Genomic DNA, 15,257 nt, shown 5'->3' on the forward strand with positions numbered 1-15,257 from the left:
TCAGCCGTCCGGGTCACTGTCGGCGAGGATGGCGGACACGCCGTCGAGACCTCTACGGGTCCCGACAACGACCACCACGTCGCCGGCTGCGAAGCGGAAGGAGGGGAGTGGCGAAACGATAACTTCGCCTTCGCGCAGCACTGCCACAATGGAGGCGCTGGTGCGGGTACGCGCCTTGGTGTCGCCGAGCTTCCGATTGACGTACGGCGACCCGGCCGTGATGGCGATCTGCTCGGTGAGCAGACCAGCGGCCTGCTCGCGGAGCCCGGAGAGCTGACCGAGCATCAGCGACGCGCCGAGGATGTCGGCCAGAGCCTCGGCCTCGTCGTCCGTCAGCGGAATGTCCGACTGACAGGCGTCGGGGTCGTCGGGATCGTAGAGGACGAGATCACGGCGGCCATTGCGGTGGGAGACAACGCCCAGCCGGCGTCCGGACTCCGTCACCAGATCGTGACGTACCCCGATCCCGGGTAGGGCGGTCTGCTCGACACGTACTCGCACGCGCCAAGGCTACCGCTTGATGAACAGAACGCAGATTTGGGCGGTCGGCGCGGGCCGAGGCCCGCGCCGACCGTCGGGCGCCCTGGTCAGCGGAGGCTGACGAAGAACTGGCGGATGTCGGTGACCAGCACCTCGGTGGCCTGGTGTGCCGCGTAGTGGCCGCCGACGTCGCCCCGACCGGAGACGTCCGCCTCGTACGCCGTCCACCGGACGATGTTCGAGTGGTCCCGCTCGGCGAATCGACGGATGGACTGGAAGTCGCCAGGGAACATCGCCAGCGCGGTCGGAACGGTGGTCGGCTCGGTCGGCGCCTCGCCGGCGTGCGCGTCCTCCCAGTAGAGCCGGATCGCCGAGGCGGCCGTGCCGGTGAACCAGTAGAGCGCCACGTTGGCCAGGATGAAGTCGGCGTCCAGGCTCTCGTCGAAGAGTTGGGCGTTCCAGGCGAGCAGCCCCACCGGCGAGTCGGCCAGCCCGAAGGCCAGGGTCTGCGGCTGCTGACTGTGCACCTGGTTGAAGGAGAACTTGTTCTCGTAGAACCACTGGAGGTGCCCGAGCGCAGCCTGGTCCGCCTCGGAGAGCCCGGCGAACTCGGCCGGGTCGCCGGAGGGGAACGAGAAGAGTTGGGTGACGTGTACGCCGAGCACCCGCTCCGGATCGACCCGGCCCAGCTCAGGCGCGATCATCGAGCCGGCGTCGTTGCCGACAGCGCCGTAGCTGTCGTAACCCAGTCGGTTCATCAGCTCGGCCCAGGCGCGGGCGATGCGGAACCGGTTCCAGCCGGCGCCGCGGGTGGGGCCGGAGAACCCATAGCCGGGCAGCGACGGGATGACCACGTGGAAGGCCGGCGCGTCCGGGTCGGCCGGCTCGGTGAGCGGGGCGATCACGTCGAGGTATTCCAGCACCGACCCGGGCCAGCCGTGGGTGAGCACCAGCGCGGTGGCGTCCGGCCGGGACGACCGGACGTGCAGGAAGTGGATCTGCTCGCCGTCGATCTCGGTGACGAACTGCGGGTGGGCGTTCAGTCGGGCCTCGACGGCACGCCAGTCGAACCCGCCCCGCCACCGGTCGGCGAGGGCGCGCACCCGGTCGCTGCTCATCCCGTACGAGTCGCCCGCTTTGGGCAGGTCGGCGGGCCAGTTGGTGCGGCTCAGCCGGGCGGCCAGGTCGTCGAGGGCGGTCTGCGGGATCTCGACGCGGAACGGGCGGATCGCGGTGTAGCTCATGCCGGAACTCCTTCGGAACGGAATGTTTCGTTCTGCTAGCACCGTAGCAGAGCGGAACGATCCGTTCCACTGTTAGGCTGACGACATGTCAACGACTTCCGACAAGGCGCTGGGCGGTCGCCGCGCTCAGGCCGCCCGCAACGACGAGGTCATCCTCGAAGCCGCCCGCGCCGTCTTCCTCGACGATCCGAAGGCCCCGATCGCCGCCGTCGCCGAACGCGCGGGCGTCGGCATCAGCGCGCTCTATCGGCGGTACGCGGGCAAGGAGGATCTGCTGCGCCAGCTCTGCCACGACGGGCTGCGCCGGTACGTCGCGGAGGCGGAGGCCGCCCTGGCCGAGTCGGACGACTGGTCCGCGTTCACCGGATTCCTGGCCCGGGTGGTCGACGCCGACGTGCACTCGCTCACCGTCCACCTGGCCGGCGCCTTCACCCCGACCGAGGAGATGGGTCGGGACGCGATGCGCGCCGGTGAGTTGGCCAGGGCCCTGGTCGATCGGGCCCACGCCAGCGGGCGGCTGCGCGCCGACGTGGTCGTACCCGATCTGGGGTTGTTGTTGGAGGCGTGCGCCGCGGTGCGCGTACCTGATCCGGAGCGGACCCGCCAACTGCGCCGCCGGCAGCTCGCGATCCTGCTGGCTGGCCTGTCGGCGGTGCCGGACGCGGACCCGCTGCCCGGCCCGCCCCCGGCGGCCGGCGAGTTCGACTGGCGGTGGCGGCGCAGGGAGTGATGGGCGTCACGCGCTAAGGTTGAGCGGAATACGCTCAACTCTGGTTGTGTCCAAACCAATGGACAACGCCGATCCGGGGGAGCCCATGAACACCGAGAAACTCACCACGAAGAGCCGCGAAACCATCACGGGCGCTGTCGCGCTGGCCAACCAGCGTGGTCACGCCACCGTGGAGCCGTGGCACCTGCTCCTGTCACTCCTGGACACCGACGGCTCAACCGCCACCGGTCTGCTGCGCGCCGTCGGGGCCGACCCGACCGAGCTGCGCCAGGCCGCCCAACGTGCGGTCGACAACCTGCCGGCCGCACGCGGCTCCAGCATCGCCGAGCCGACGTTGGCCCGGGAGTTCGTCAACGCCATCGGCGCCGCCGAGCAGATCGCCCGGCCGCTCGGCGACGAGTACACCTCCACCGAGCACCTGCTCGCCGGTCTGGCCCGGGTGGGCGGGGCGGTGTCCGGCGCGCTGAAGACCGTCGGCGCCACCGAGGACGCCCTGGTCGCCGCCTTCCCGACCGTGCGCGGTGGGGACCGTCGGGTCACCACCGCCGACCCCGAGCAGACCTACCAGGCGCTGACCAAGTACGGCGTCGACCTCACCGCCAGCGCCCGGGACGGCAAGATCGATCCGGTAATCGGCCGGGACTCCGAGATCCGCCGGGTCATCCAGGTGCTCTCCCGTCGTACCAAGAACAACCCGGTGCTGATCGGCGAGCCCGGCGTCGGCAAGACCGCGATCGTCGAGGGCCTGGCCCAGCGGATCGTCACCGGCGACGTGCCCGAGTCACTGCGAGACAAGAAGCTGATCTCGCTGGATCTCGGCGCGATGGTCGCCGGCGCGCAGTACCGCGGGCAGTTCGAGGAGCGGCTGAAGTCCGTCCTGGAGGAGATCAAGAACTCCAACGGGCAGGTCATCACGTTCCTCGACGAGCTGCACACAGTCGTCGGCGCCGGCAAGGGCGAGGGCTCGATGGACGCCGGCAACATGCTCAAGCCGATGCTGGCCCGTGGTGAGCTGCGGATGGTGGGCGCAACCACGCTGGACGAGTACCGCGAGCACATCGAGAAGGACCCCGCGCTGGAGCGCCGCTTCCAACCGGTGCTGGTCGGTGAGCCGACCATCGAGGACACCATCGGCATCCTGCGTGGGCTCAAGGAGCGCTACGAGGTGCACCACGGCGTACGGATCACCGACGCCGCCCTGGTCGCCGCCGCGACACTGTCCGACCGTTACATCACCGACCGGTTCCTGCCCGACAAGGCGATCGACCTGGTCGACGAGTCCGCGTCCCGGCTCCGGATGGAGATCGACTCCCGTCCGGTCGAGGTGGACGAGATCGAGCGGGCGGTCCGCCGGTTGGAGATCGAGGAGATGGCTCTGGCCAAGGAGCCGGACGCCGCCTCGGCCGAGCGGTTGGAGCGGCTCCGCAAGGAGTTGGCCGACAAGCGCGAGCAGCTCACCGTGCTCTCCGAGCGCTGGCAGACGGAGAAGAGCCACATCACCAAGCTCTCCACAGCCAAGGAGGAGCTGGAGCGCCTCGGCGGCGAGGCCGAGCGTGCCGAGCGGGACGGCGAGCTGGAACGCGCCGCCGAGCTGCGCTACGGCCGGATCCCCGCCCTGAAGGTCGAGCTGAAGCAGGCCGAGGAGGAGTTGGCCCAACTCCAGGCCGACGGCGCGATGCTCAAGGAAGAGGTCGGCGCGGACGACATCGCCGCGGTGGTCGCCTCCTGGACCGGCATCCCCGCCGGCCGCCTGCTGGAGGGTGAGACGGCCAAGCTGCTGCGGATGGAGGAGTCGCTGGGCGGCCGGGTGGTCGGCCAGGCCGAAGCGGTCGGCGCGGTCTCCGACGCGGTACGCCGTGCCCGGGCCGGCATCGCCGACCCCGATCGCCCGACCGGCAGCTTCCTCTTCCTCGGCCCCACCGGCGTCGGCAAGACGGAGTTGGCCAAGGCCCTCGCCGAGTTCCTCTTCGACGACGAGCGGGCGATGGTCCGCATCGACATGAGTGAGTACGGCGAGAAGCACTCGGTCGCTCGCCTGGTGGGTGCGCCGCCCGGCTACGTCGGCTACAACGAGGGTGGTCAGCTCACCGAGGCGGTGCGCCGACGGCCGTACTCGGTGGTGCTGCTGGACGAGGTGGAGAAGGCCCACCCGGACGTCTTCGACGTGCTGCTCCAGGTGCTCGACGACGGCCGGCTCACCGACGGCCAGGGCCGCACGGTGGACTTCCGCAACGCGATCCTGATCCTCACGTCCAACCTCGGGTCGTCGGTGATCGGCGATCTGACGCTCGCCGACGAGCAGCGCCGGGAGGGTGTGCTGGCCGTGGTCCGGTCGCACTTCAAGCCGGAGTTCCTCAACCGGCTGGACGACATCGTGGTCTTCGCCTCGCTGCGCGGGGACGACCTACGCTCCATCGTCGACATCCAGTTGGACCGCATGCGAAACCGTCTTGCGGACCGCCGGCTGGGCCTGGAGATCACCGATGCCGCCCGTCAGTGGCTCGCCGAGCACGGCTACGACCCCATCTACGGTGCCCGCCCGCTCCGCCGCCTGGTGCAGACCGCGATCGGCGACCAGTTGGCCAAGGCGCTCCTGTCCGGCCAGATCCGCGACGGCGAAACGGTAAAGGTGGACCGCTCCCCCGACCCCGGAACCCTCGCAATAACCCCCGCCTAACCCCACCCCACCCCCACCCCTCAACGCGGTGATCAAGAGGTTTGCGTCAGATCCGCGTCTTCTCATGACGCAAACCTCTTGATCAACAGGGTGGGGCGGGGGTGGGCGGGGAAAGAGTTGGGGCATGTTTGGAATTGGGAAAGAGAAGTCCGAGCGGGAACTTGGCGCCGCCGTCGACTCGTTGCTGGCGGCCGACACACTCGCCTTTGCGGGAGTTGGCATCGCCGGGACCCTGCTGCCGGTGACGGAGGCGTACGAGCGGGTCTCGGCCGCTCTCGACGACCACCCCGAGGAGGTACGCCGCCAGCTCGACCGGGTGCTGGCCGACGGCACACCCGCCGGCCGGGTGTACGCGGCCACGCTGCTGGAGCGCGTCGACCCGGCGGCGGCCCGAGCGGCCTGGACGTCGCTGCGGGACGACCCGAGCGAGTTCACCACCTTCGTCGGCTGCGTGATGGACCGCGAAACCCTTGGCACGTACGCCAGTCGGCGGCTCGCCACAGCATGAGCCATCCGCCGGTCGGTGCTGCCCGATTGGTTCTGCCGGTCGCCGACAACGCGCCGTACGTTGCGAGCCATGAGCCCGCCCGCCACCGCGCCGCGTCCGCCCCGCCCGGTTACCGTGACCATCGCGTTCTGGCTGCAACTGGCCGTGGTGCTGGTGCTGCTCGGCCTGGCCGCGCTGACCGTGGTCCAGGCGGTGCACTTCGACGGCCAGATCGACCGCGCGGTACGACTGGTGCCGGACGCCGACCCGGACGAGGTGACAGGCGAGCGGCGGGGCAACATCGCGACGGCGCTGATCCTCGGCGTACCGGCGGTGCTGCTCGCGATCTGGCTGGCGGCCACCGTCGTGCCGGTCCGGCGGGGCGCGAACGTCGCGCGGATCCTGGTCTTCGTCGCCAGTGGCGCGCAGCTGCTCGTCTGCTTCGCGCAGTGCTGTTCCGGAGCGTTCATCGTGCCCCTGCTGGCCGCCCCGGAGATCGGGGCCGAGCCGCCACCGGAGTGGGACGAAGAGTGGGAGACCTCGACGTTCTTCGACACGCTCTACTCCGGCACCGATCCCTGGGACGACCTGTTCTTCCCCGCGGCAGGGCTGGGCGTGCTCACCGTTCTGACGCTCTCCGCGGCCGTGGTCCTGCTGCTGGCGTTGTCGCCGGCGAACCGCTGGTTCGTGCCGCGTACCGCGAACGAGACGCCGCCCGGCCCGGCCCGGCCGATGCCCATTCCCACCTACGCCCCGATCGGTTACGGATACCCGACAACTCCGCTCGTGCCGGGCTTCCTGCCGCCGGGCCAGCCGCTCCCACCCGGCTACCTGATCTGCCCCGACCCGGCCGCGCACCTGACGCCGGGCGTACCGGGCACCCTGCCAGGGCCGACCGCACCGCCGACGGCGCCTCCGGAGGACGCGCCCTAGCTGAGCTGTCGGCCACAGCGCGGGCCTTCCTGGTGCCCAGGGTTGTTACCGTCTGCGCCGACGTACCTGGGGAGGTGGTCGGGTGGACGCGCTGGTGACGTGCCTGGTGGCGGCTGTTGCCGTACTCGCGGTGGCCGTGATCGTCGTGCGGGCCCGGCGGCGGGCGACGAGCCGGGCCGACGGCCAGCCGGCGGAGTCGCCGCGCGGCGGCCCGCTGCGTCTGGCCCCGGGTGACCGGGTGCGGATCCGCGAGCAGGAGTACGCGGTAAGCGGCACGATCCGCCTCGTCGAGGGCGACTGGAGTTGGGTGCAGCACCTGCTCGACGACGACTCCGGCACCCGCCACCGGCTCTCCGTGGAGAACGGCCCCGAACTCGAACTGGTGCTCTGGACCGCCGAACCGGGTGCCGCCGTCACCCCGGGCGCACCGACCATCGAACTCGGCGGGCGGCGCTACACCTGGGCCGAGACCGGGCAGGCGCGTTACACCGCCACCGGAGAGACCGACCTGCCGTCGACCGGCACCATGCGCTACCACGACTACCAGTCCGGTGGCGCCGCGCGGCTCTCCTTCGAGGCGTACGGCGAAGAAGGCTGGCGGGTGGCCCGCGGTGCCCTGCTCGGCCCCGCCGACCTGACGATCCACCCCACGCCTGAGGTTCGCTGAGCCGGACCGGGCGGGCACGCCGGGCTCGTCGTCGCATGCCGAACTGGCCGGTTGCCGATACGGTGTGGGCGCGATCTTAGGGGAAGGAGAATCGTGGTCGATTCCCAGAGCACGCCGGCCCGCCAGCGGCCGTCCATTGTGTCGATTTCCAGTTACCTGCTCTACCTGTTCGTGGCACTCCAGGTGATCAGTCTGATCATCACGCTCAGCACCTTCGGCAAGACGCGGGACGCGCTTCGTGACGCGTATGCGGGCAGCACCGCCGAGGGTGCCGACCAGTTGGCCGACGTCTTCGCCGTCGTCGGCATCGTCGGCAGCGTGCTGCTGCTGCTGCTCGCGGTCGTGCTGGGCGTGCTGGCCCTCTTCAACAACCAGGGCCGCAACGGCGCCCGGATCACCACCTGGATCGTCGGCGGCATCATGGTCTGCTGCGTCGGCAGTGGCCTGCTCGGCAACGCGGCCAGCGGTCTCACCGCCGGTGGCGGGACCAGCGGCGATGGGCCGAGCTCCGAGGAGGTCCGGCGCCGCCTGGAGGAGGCCCTGCCCTCCTGGCTCACCCCGGTCAGCATCCTGCTGGGTGTGCTCAGCCTGATCGCGCTGATCACGGCGCTGATCCTGCTGGCGCTGCCGAAGGCGAACGAGTTCTTCCGCAAGCCCACCGCGGCCTGGGAGCCGCCGACCCCGGGTGCCAGCTACCCGGGGTACCCGCAGGCGCCGGGTCAGCCCGGCAACCCGCAGGCATCCGGTGAGCCGGGCTATCCGTCGAGCGGGGAGCCGAGCTACCCGCCGCCGGTGAGCCGGCCGGACGACACGCCGCCCACGGACCGGCCCGGGTCAACCCCGCCGTCGACGAGCTGACGGCTCGATAAGCACGACGCCGACGATCCCTCCGAGTAGGTTGCAACCCGACGCCTACCGGAGGGATTCGTCGTGTCGTACCCGGAATCGGCACCGGCCCGCCGGCCCGCCGCCGTCCTGTCGGCCACGACCGTGCTGTTGGTGATGGCGGTCGGCGCGCTCGCGTACGCCGTGGTCGACCTGGTGGTGCTGGGCGCGACGGTCGACGCGTTCCGCTCCGCCGCCCGCGACACCTCGGCGAGCCCGGCAGAGATAGACGACGTGCTGACCCTGCTCCGCGGCTCCGCGGTGCTGTCGGCGGTGGTGGCGGCGCTCTCCGCGCCGCTGCTCGCTGGCCTGGCCCTCGGGCTGCTGGCCGGTCGCAACGGCGTGCGGGTGGCGACGTGGGTGGTCAGCGGGCTCGGTCTGCTGGCGGGCTGTTGCAGCGTGGCGGTGGTCGTCGGCGAACGGGCCGCGCCACTGCAACTGGGCTCGGGCGAGCACGCGCTCGCCGAGTTGCTGGGCCTGATCGGCGACGCGTACCCGTCGTGGTGGATCCCGCTCAATGCCGGGCTTTCCGTCGCCCAGGGCCTCGGTTACCTTGTAGTAGCTTTGCTGCTGGCGTTGCCGGCGGCAAACAGCTGGTTCGGCCGCTACCGCTCGACCACGCCAACCGCACCGCCGATGTTTCCGCCCGCCCCGCACCAGCCCCCGTACCCGCCCAGGTGAGGACCGCAACGTGACGCTCGATGCCACGACCGCCGAGCGCCGAGCCCTGATCACCGGGGCCACCGCCGGCATCGGCGCGGCGTTCACCCGGCGGCTGGCCGCCGACGGCTGGCACCTGGTGCTGGTTGCCCGTGACGCGGCGCGGCTGAACGAGATGGCCATCGAGCTGGGTTCCACGTACGGCAGCGAGGTGGAGACGATCCCCGCCGATCTGTCCACCGACGACGGCTGCGCCACCGTGGAGCAGCGGCTCGCCGAGGGCAGCCCGGTGCACCTGTTGGTCAACAATGCGGGCATCAGCCTGAACAAACCGTTCCTGCGCTCCACGGCGGAGGACGAGGCACGACTGTTGCGGCTCAACGTGCACGCGGTCATGCGGCTGACCCTGGCGGCGCTACGACCGATGACTGAACGCCGAAATGGGGCAGTGATAAATGTCTCTTCGGTCGCCGGTTTCGGTACGGCGATGCCCGGATCCACGTACTCCGCCAGCAAGGCGTGGGTCACCAACTTCAGCGAGTCCGTCGGCCAGTCGGCGCGGCCGTTCGGCGTTCAGGTGATGGCCCTCTGCCCCGGCTACACGCGCACGGAATTCCACCAGCGGGCCGGCATCAACATGTCCAAGACGCCGGAGTGGCTGTGGCTGCGAGCCGAGGATGTGGTCGACGAAGCCCTGCGTGACCTGCGCAAAGGCAAGATGGTCAGCATCCCGGCGTGGAAGTACAAGGTGGTCGTCGCCGGCATGCGACACGCGCCGCGGCGGCTGCTCCAGGCGGTCGCCCGGGACACCCGCGGCCGCATCGGTCGCGACGAGCGCTGAGCTTCGACAGGCCTGCCGACCCCGATCGGGCGCTGGCACGGCGCTGGCACGCCGCTGTCAGACCAGTTGCTGAGCGTAGTCGAACATCGCCAGTCATCGGTTCCCCCCGTGGCTGATCAGGGTGGACCCCGCACGCGGCGTTCAGAGTTGCGCAGTAACCTCTATCGCCATGGGGGACCACGACGACCTGCGTAAATTCATTACCGACCTGGCTGTGGTCCACGGCCGGGTCGTGCTCTCGTCGGGGCGCGAGGCAGACTGGTACGTGGATCTGCGGCGCGTCACGCTCCATCACCGGGCCGCTCCTCTGGTCGGCCGGGTGATGCTCGACCTCACCGCCGACTGGGAGTTCGACGCGGTCGGGGGCCTCACCCTGGGTGCGGACCCTGTCGCGCTCTCGATGCTGCACGCCGCCGCTCCGACCGGCCGGGCCCTGGACGCCTTTGTGGTGCGCAAGGCGGGCAAGGCCCACGGTCTTCAGCGACGGATCGAGGGACCGGAGGTGGCCGGCCGCCGCGTGTTGGCGGTGGAAGACACATCCACCACGGGCGGAAGTGTCTTGACCGCTGTCGAGGCACTTCGCGAGGCCGGGGCGGAAGTCGTGGGTGTGGTGGTTATTGTTGATCGAGGCGCCGGCGACGCGGTGCGAGCCGCCGGATTGCCGTACCGGGCGGCCTATACGTTGGCTGACCTCGGCCTTGTGGCGTAAAAGTCTGCCGATTCGGATCTGCTGATATGCAGGCGGATCGATGCTGCTGGTGGAAGGATGGAATACGTGGGAACTGCGTTGGCCGAAATGACTATGCCTCAGATCTCGCCGCTAAACGGCGAGCCGATCGAACGTGCCGATGCCGAGCGTCTCGCCGGGGTCCTCAAGGCCCTTGCTGATCCTGCTCGGTTGCGGCTGCTCAGCCTGATCCAGTCGGCCCCCGAGGGCGAGGCGTGCGTCTGTGACCTGACGGCGCCGCTTGGCCTCTCTCAGCCGACGGTCAGTCATCACCTGCGTATCCTCACCGAGGCTGGCTTGTTGCAGCGGGAGAAGCGCGGTGTCTGGGCGTACTACAGCTTGGTCCCGAGTGCGATCGCGACGATCGCCGACCTGCTGACCCCGCCGCGTAAGCGAGCCACCAAGAAGGCTCGCTGACGTAGCACTACGCCGTCCCGAGCCGGGACGGCGTCCGGTGGCGAGCCAGGGGTGGCGCCACCGGTGGGTGACACCTGCTCGTCCCCGGTCGCACCACCGGAGGCCGGGTTCGACATGCCGACGGCCGACCCCCTCGCCAGGGGGCCGGCCGTCGTCGTACCTGTCAACGGTCCTGACCGTGCTCCGGGCGCTGGTGGCCGTGCTGGTGCCCGTCGTGGTCGAACGCCTCGCGGGCCGCCTCCACCGCGCCGGCGGCACTGGCCGCCGCGACCACCGCGACCGCCTCGCCGCGCTTACGAGCCCGCCGGTCGCGGAGGAACTCGAAGAAGATCGGCAGCACCGAGATCAGAATGATCAGGGCCACCACCGGCAGGATGTAGCGGTCGATCTTGTCGCCGATGGCCTGGTAGATCTGCTCGGCCAGCAGGTAGCCGATCAGCAGGATGCCGTCCACCCAGAGCACCGCGCCGACGATGTTCCAGAGCAGGAACTGCCTGGCCGGCATGCCGAGCGCGCCCGCGACCGGGTTGAGGAACGTCCGGACGATCGGAATGAAGCGCGCCAGCACGACCGCCTTCGCCGGGCCGAACTTCTGGAAGTAGTACTCGGCCTTCTCCACGTACTCCTTCTTGAAGAGCCGGGAGTTCGGCCGCTCGAACATCGGCCGGCCGTACCGCGCGCCGAGCCAGTGCCCCAGCTGGGCGCCGACGATCGCGCAGATCGGCCCACCGATCAGGAGGCCGGCAAGGGAAAGTCGGGTGCCGTCGCCGAAGATCGCGTCCGCCACCGGTGACGAGGCGACCCCGGCGAGGAACAGCAGCGAGTCACCCGGGAAGAAGAAGCCCACCAGCAGGCCGGTCTCGGCGAAGAGGATCACCCACACGCCGATCAGCCCGAAGGTCTGCAACAGATCCTTGGGATCGAGCGGGTTCAGGGCGACGCTCTCCATGAGAGCGCGGGTCTTCTCAGCTGTGTCCACGGCCACAAAGGGTACCGAAGCCCAGGGTCGCGGCCGCGCCGGACCGGCCGGTCACCACCCGCCCGCGCCGCACGGCTCATCGGCAGCATCCCGGCGTCGTGGGGCGCAACGACGGTGCCCCGCCGACCGTGGCGGTCGACGGGGCACCGGTGCTGCGGGGTGGATCAGGCGACGAAGCGGGTCCGGCGGCGCTTGGCCACCAGGTAGCCGCCGACGCCGGCGGCGAGCAGCAGCGCGCCGAGGCCGGCGATCAGGCCGGTGGACTGACCGGTGATCGGCAGCGAGGGGCCGTCGCCGTCGCCGTCACCACCACCATCACCGCCGCCCGTACCGCCGACCGGGTTCACGAGGATCTTGGCGACATCGTTGGCCGGCTTCAGGTCGGCGTAGAAGCCGCCGTCGCACTGGCAGGGCAGGTTGATCTTTACGGCGCCAGCGTCGTTCGCAACAACCTTGTCGATCTGAAGCGTGAAGTCGGCGGTTTCCTGGTCGCCGGCCTTGATGAACGGCGTCGGGTAGCAGCCGTAGAGGCGGCCGCCGGGCTGACCCGGCTCGCCCCACTCGTCACCCTTGATCGGGAAGCAGAACTCCGGAGCCGCCACGACGGTGGTGTTCTTCGGGATCTCCACGTTCATGTGGGTGACAGCCGAGCCCCCGCGGCTGCGGTCCAACGTTGCCGGTCCGTTGTTGCGGAAGCCGACGGTGACGACGACCTTGTCGCCCTCCTCGCCCGAGGCGGTGTCGCCGATCGCCTCGAGATCGGTGCCGTTCTTGCCGGTCACCTTCACGACTAGGGAGGACCAGTTGTTCTCCGGCTCGGTGTCGGCCTGGAAGCTGCGGGCCCCAGCCTCCGTGCTGAGCTTGGTGAGGGAGAGCTTCCCGTCGGTCCCCGGCTTGCCCACCGTGACACCCGCGCTGTCGAGATACGCGTCGAAGTCCTCAAACTCCGCAGGCGTCATCCAGTTGGTCTCGCCGAACTCGGAACCCGGGGCGTACGCGTCTTCGCCCACCCGATAGGGGAGCGTGGTGCCGTAGGTGGCACCCGGCGCGAGGTCATCGTCGAAGTGGCAGCTGCGCAGTTCATCATCCACGTAGGTGCAATTGCTGTAGTGCTTGTCCGCGCGGATGCCGTAGTCGTTGTAGAAGATGACGCTCGCGCCCTTGGCGGTCGTCTCGCCGGAGTTGCTCACCTGCAGTGCGGCACTGAACTTTCCGCCGGGCGCCGCCGAGCTCTCGATCTCAGGCCCGGCGGCGAGGTCGACACCCTCACCCACACGGATCTTGGCGTCGTGGCTGACGGAGTCGAAACCTGCGGCGCTGAGCGTCACCTTGAGGGTGCCCGCATCCCCGTCTTTTGCGCCCTTGGTGGGCGCGATGACGACGGGGGCGATACCGCCGAGGCCCCACTCCTCCACGCCGATCTCAAAGGGATCGGCGCACAACAGCACGCCCTTCTCAGGGGTCGTGCAGTAATCAGATGGCGTCTCCGCGGCAACGGTGATCTTGCCCGCCACGTCGCGGAAGTCGTAGCGGACAGTGACATCACGGAGCACGACCGGCGCGTTGCTGTAAACGGTCGTGGAATCCACCTTGCCGGCGGAATTGGTCGCGACGGTCGTGTCGCCAAAGTAGAGGCCCAGCTTGATAGGCGCTTCCTCGACGGCGACGGCCGGACTGGCGGAGGCGGCGACGAGCGCGCCTGCTACGCCCAGCCCAGCGAGCCAGCGCCGGGTGGAGTGGGTGAGCATGAGGGGGTTCCTCCAGTTGGGGGATCAGGTGGAGCTTGCGGATCTTAAGGAATCGCTAAGGCTCACTGCAGCCCTCAGAGCCATCCATTGAGCAAGACGAACCAAAAGGTTGATCGCAGTCACCGCAATGTTCGGCAGGTCCGCTCCCGTCATCTGTGGCAGGAGCCCCCTGGAGGTGCAGTGACGTACGAGGAGTTCGCGGACACGCGGCTGGCCCCGCTACTGCGGTACGCGGTCATGCTGACCGGTGATCCGCACCAGGCTCAGGACCTGGTTCAGGAAACCATGGTCCGGGTCCAGCTCAACTGGCGTCGGGTCGCCTGCGCGGATTCGCCCGAGCGTTACGTACGCCGGATGCTCACCAACCAGTACGTCGACTGGCGGCGCGGCTCGTGGGTCCGCCGGGTGCTGTTGCGCGGGGAGCCCGACGCGTCGGTGCCGGCGCTGACCGACCACGCCCAGTCCGCCGTGGACCGGGACCAGATCTGGTCCTGGCTGTCCCGGCTGCCACGACGGCAGCGGGCCGCCCTGGTGCTGCGCTACTACGAGGACCTGCCCGACGTCGAGATCGCCGACGTCCTCGGCTGTGCCGTCGGGACCGTTCGATCGTCCATCTCCCGAGCCCTGGCGACGCTCCGGGCCGAGTACGTGGAGGCATGAACATGATCGAGGATGACCTGCGTGCCGCGTTCGTTCGGCACGAACCGATGACCCCGTCGACCGGCCCACTGCGGGCGGCGATCGACCGGGTGGCCGCCACCCGCCGTCGGCGTCGGCAGCGGTTCCAGGCCGCTGGCGTCACGCTCGCCGTGCTCGCCGCGCTCGGAGTCGGAGTGCCGCAACTGCGCCCCAACCGGCCGGTAGATGGCCCGGCGTTGTCCGGTCAACCGGCCGACGTGCCGTCCGAGGCGCTGAACGTCCTACTGCTCGGGGTTGACGGCTTCGGTGAGCAACCGTCGTACCGGTTGGCGGACTCCGTCCTGCTGGTGCACATCCCGGCCGACCGGAGCCGGCCGTACCTCATCTCGTTGCCGCGCGACCTGGGGGTGTCGATCCCCGGCCGGGAGGTCGAAAAGCTCAACAGCGCCTTCTTCACCGGTGCCGGCGAGCCCCGGCCCGACCTGGACGCCGGCTACGACCTGACCCGCCGGGTGGTCGCCGACCTGACCGGGGTACGCGTCGACGCCGGCGCGGTGCTGACCTTCGCGGGGCTGCGCCGGATCACCGACGCGGTCGACGGGGTGGAGGTCTGCCTGCCGAAGGAGGTCAGGTCCTGGCACACCCGCCGGACCTTCCCAGCCGGCTGTCAGCGGCTCGACGGAGCTGCCTCCGTCGACCTGCTGCGGCAACGGCGGTACCTGCCCGACGGCGCGTTCGACCGGGACCGTAACGCCCAGCGCTATGTCACCGGTCTGATCCGAGCGGTGTCCGCGAAGGACGTGTTGAGCAACCCGGTGCGGCTCGCCGCGCTGCTGTCGGCGCCCGGTAAGGGTCTGGCGGTCGACGACGACGGCCTGCCGCTGACCAAGCTGGTGGCGGTGCTACCCGAGCTGGACAGCGTCGACCCGGTGGGGCTCAGCCTCCCGGTCGGCGAGCCGGTGGATGACCGTACGCTGCTGCCGCTGGACCCGAAGCTGGGCCGGGCGTTCCTCGACGCGCTGCGCGAGGATCGGTTGGCGCAGTGGGTGGAGCAGCACCCGGAGCGGGTCAACCGCGTTCGATGACGGACGACGGCGCCCCGCCAGCCAGGTACGGGACGGCGGGGCGCCGGTCGGGCGAGCG

Annotated in this window: 16 protein-coding genes; 12 read left to right on the top strand and 4 right to left on the bottom strand. The window is 70.1% G+C overall.

Features of this window, described 5'->3' with window-relative positions; all coding sequences use genetic code 11:
* Together V6U86_RS08830 and V6U86_RS08835 are read right to left on the bottom strand one after the other, a co-directional pair.
* On the bottom strand, positions 1-501 hold the full coding sequence (locus V6U86_RS08830) for a cation:proton antiporter regulatory subunit (RefSeq protein WP_030332098.1): 501 nt from the start codon (positions 499-501) through the stop codon (positions 1-3).
* 86 nt (positions 502-587) lie between these two features.
* Entirely contained in the window at positions 588-1,724 is a 1,137-nt protein-coding gene (locus V6U86_RS08835; RefSeq protein WP_334500596.1) for an epoxide hydrolase family protein, read from the bottom strand.
* Positions 1,725-1,809: 85 nt separating this feature from the next.
* On the opposite strand from V6U86_RS08835, the gene V6U86_RS08840 reads away from it, so the two are divergent.
* The 10 genes from V6U86_RS08840 to V6U86_RS08885 all read left to right on the top strand — a co-directional run bounded on the left by V6U86_RS08840 (position 1,810) and on the right by V6U86_RS08885 (position 10,748).
* Entirely contained in the window at positions 1,810-2,454 is a 645-nt protein-coding gene (locus V6U86_RS08840; RefSeq protein WP_334500598.1) for a TetR/AcrR family transcriptional regulator, read from the top strand.
* 85 nt (positions 2,455-2,539) lie between these two features.
* A complete protein-coding gene (gene clpB, locus V6U86_RS08845; RefSeq protein WP_334500600.1) occupies positions 2,540-5,131 on the top strand; it encodes an ATP-dependent chaperone ClpB in 2,592 nt (863 codons plus the stop codon).
* A gap of 124 nt (positions 5,132-5,255) precedes the next feature.
* A complete protein-coding gene (locus V6U86_RS08850; protein WP_334500602.1) occupies positions 5,256-5,639 on the top strand; it encodes a hypothetical protein in 384 nt (127 codons plus the stop codon).
* 69 nt (positions 5,640-5,708) lie between these two features.
* A complete protein-coding gene (locus V6U86_RS08855; RefSeq protein ID WP_334500603.1) occupies positions 5,709-6,551 on the top strand; it encodes a hypothetical protein in 843 nt (280 codons plus the stop codon).
* A gap of 82 nt (positions 6,552-6,633) precedes the next feature.
* On the top strand, positions 6,634-7,218 hold the full coding sequence (locus V6U86_RS08860; RefSeq protein ID WP_442934901.1) for a DUF4178 domain-containing protein: 585 nt from the start codon (positions 6,634-6,636) through the stop codon (positions 7,216-7,218).
* A 93-nt stretch (positions 7,219-7,311) separates the two neighbouring features.
* The gene (locus V6U86_RS08865; protein ID WP_334500605.1) at positions 7,312-8,076 is read left to right on the top strand and encodes a hypothetical protein; all 765 of its coding nucleotides are present in this window, start codon (positions 7,312-7,314) and stop codon (positions 8,074-8,076) included.
* Between the two features lie 72 nt (positions 8,077-8,148).
* A complete protein-coding gene (locus V6U86_RS08870; RefSeq protein ID WP_334500607.1) occupies positions 8,149-8,784 on the top strand; it encodes a hypothetical protein in 636 nt (211 codons plus the stop codon).
* Positions 8,785-8,794: 10 nt separating this feature from the next.
* Positions 8,795-9,604: an SDR family NAD(P)-dependent oxidoreductase gene (locus tag V6U86_RS08875; RefSeq protein WP_334500609.1), complete on the top strand. Its 810-nt coding sequence runs from the start codon at positions 8,795-8,797 to the stop codon at positions 9,602-9,604.
* A 169-nt stretch (positions 9,605-9,773) separates the two neighbouring features.
* On the top strand, positions 9,774-10,313 hold the full coding sequence (gene pyrE, locus V6U86_RS08880) for an orotate phosphoribosyltransferase (protein WP_091396156.1): 540 nt from the start codon (positions 9,774-9,776) through the stop codon (positions 10,311-10,313).
* 57 nt (positions 10,314-10,370) lie between these two features.
* Positions 10,371-10,748: an ArsR/SmtB family transcription factor gene (locus V6U86_RS08885; protein ID WP_030332125.1), complete on the top strand. Its 378-nt coding sequence runs from the start codon at positions 10,371-10,373 to the stop codon at positions 10,746-10,748.
* A gap of 163 nt (positions 10,749-10,911) precedes the next feature.
* Here the strand turns inward: V6U86_RS08885 and V6U86_RS08890 are convergent, their stop codons facing one another.
* Together V6U86_RS08890 and V6U86_RS08895 are read right to left on the bottom strand one after the other, a co-directional pair.
* Entirely contained in the window at positions 10,912-11,697 is a 786-nt protein-coding gene (locus V6U86_RS08890; protein ID WP_334500833.1) for a DedA family protein, read from the bottom strand.
* 194 nt (positions 11,698-11,891) lie between these two features.
* Positions 11,892-13,475, bottom strand: coding sequence for an LPXTG cell wall anchor domain-containing protein (locus tag V6U86_RS08895; RefSeq protein ID WP_334500613.1), 1,584 nt, complete (start codon positions 13,473-13,475; stop codon positions 11,892-11,894).
* A 180-nt stretch (positions 13,476-13,655) separates the two neighbouring features.
* Between V6U86_RS08895 and V6U86_RS08900 the strand changes: the two genes are divergently transcribed.
* Together V6U86_RS08900 and V6U86_RS08905 are read left to right on the top strand one after the other, a co-directional pair.
* Positions 13,656-14,135: a SigE family RNA polymerase sigma factor gene (locus tag V6U86_RS08900; RefSeq protein WP_334500614.1), complete on the top strand. Its 480-nt coding sequence runs from the start codon at positions 13,656-13,658 to the stop codon at positions 14,133-14,135.
* 2 nt (positions 14,136-14,137) lie between these two features.
* Positions 14,138-15,199, top strand: a complete 1,062-nt coding sequence (locus V6U86_RS08905; protein ID WP_334500616.1) for an LCP family protein — start codon at positions 14,138-14,140, stop codon at positions 15,197-15,199.
* Positions 15,200-15,257: the final 58 nt, after the last annotated feature.

Source organism: Micromonospora sp. CPCC 205558 (assembly GCF_036902955.1).
Lineage (GTDB): Bacteria > Actinomycetota > Actinomycetes > Mycobacteriales > Micromonosporaceae > Micromonospora.

What these genes read in the sequence shown, in the direction of transcription:
- V6U86_RS08835 (WP_334500596.1), bottom strand. Translation starts at nt 1,724, where the DNA reads ATGAGCTACACCGCGATCCGCCCGTTCCGCGTCGAGATCCCGCAGACC.
- V6U86_RS08840 (WP_334500598.1), top strand. Translation starts at nt 1,810, where the DNA reads ATGTCAACGACTTCCGACAAGGCGCTGGGCGGTCGCCGCGCTCAGGCC.
- clpB (WP_334500600.1), top strand. Translation starts at nt 2,540, where the DNA reads ATGAACACCGAGAAACTCACCACGAAGAGCCGCGAAACCATCACGGGC.
- V6U86_RS08850 (WP_334500602.1), top strand. Translation starts at nt 5,256, where the DNA reads ATGTTTGGAATTGGGAAAGAGAAGTCCGAGCGGGAACTTGGCGCCGCC.
- V6U86_RS08855 (WP_334500603.1), top strand. Translation starts at nt 5,709, where the DNA reads ATGAGCCCGCCCGCCACCGCGCCGCGTCCGCCCCGCCCGGTTACCGTG.
- pyrE (WP_091396156.1), top strand. Translation starts at nt 9,774, where the DNA reads ATGGGGGACCACGACGACCTGCGTAAATTCATTACCGACCTGGCTGTG.
- V6U86_RS08885 (WP_030332125.1), top strand. Translation starts at nt 10,371, where the DNA reads ATGGAATACGTGGGAACTGCGTTGGCCGAAATGACTATGCCTCAGATC.
- V6U86_RS08890 (WP_334500833.1), bottom strand. Translation starts at nt 11,697, where the DNA reads ATGGAGAGCGTCGCCCTGAACCCGCTCGATCCCAAGGATCTGTTGCAG.
- V6U86_RS08895 (WP_334500613.1), bottom strand. Translation starts at nt 13,475, where the DNA reads ATGCTCACCCACTCCACCCGGCGCTGGCTCGCTGGGCTGGGCGTAGCA.
- V6U86_RS08905 (WP_334500616.1), top strand. Translation starts at nt 14,138, where the DNA reads ATGATCGAGGATGACCTGCGTGCCGCGTTCGTTCGGCACGAACCGATG.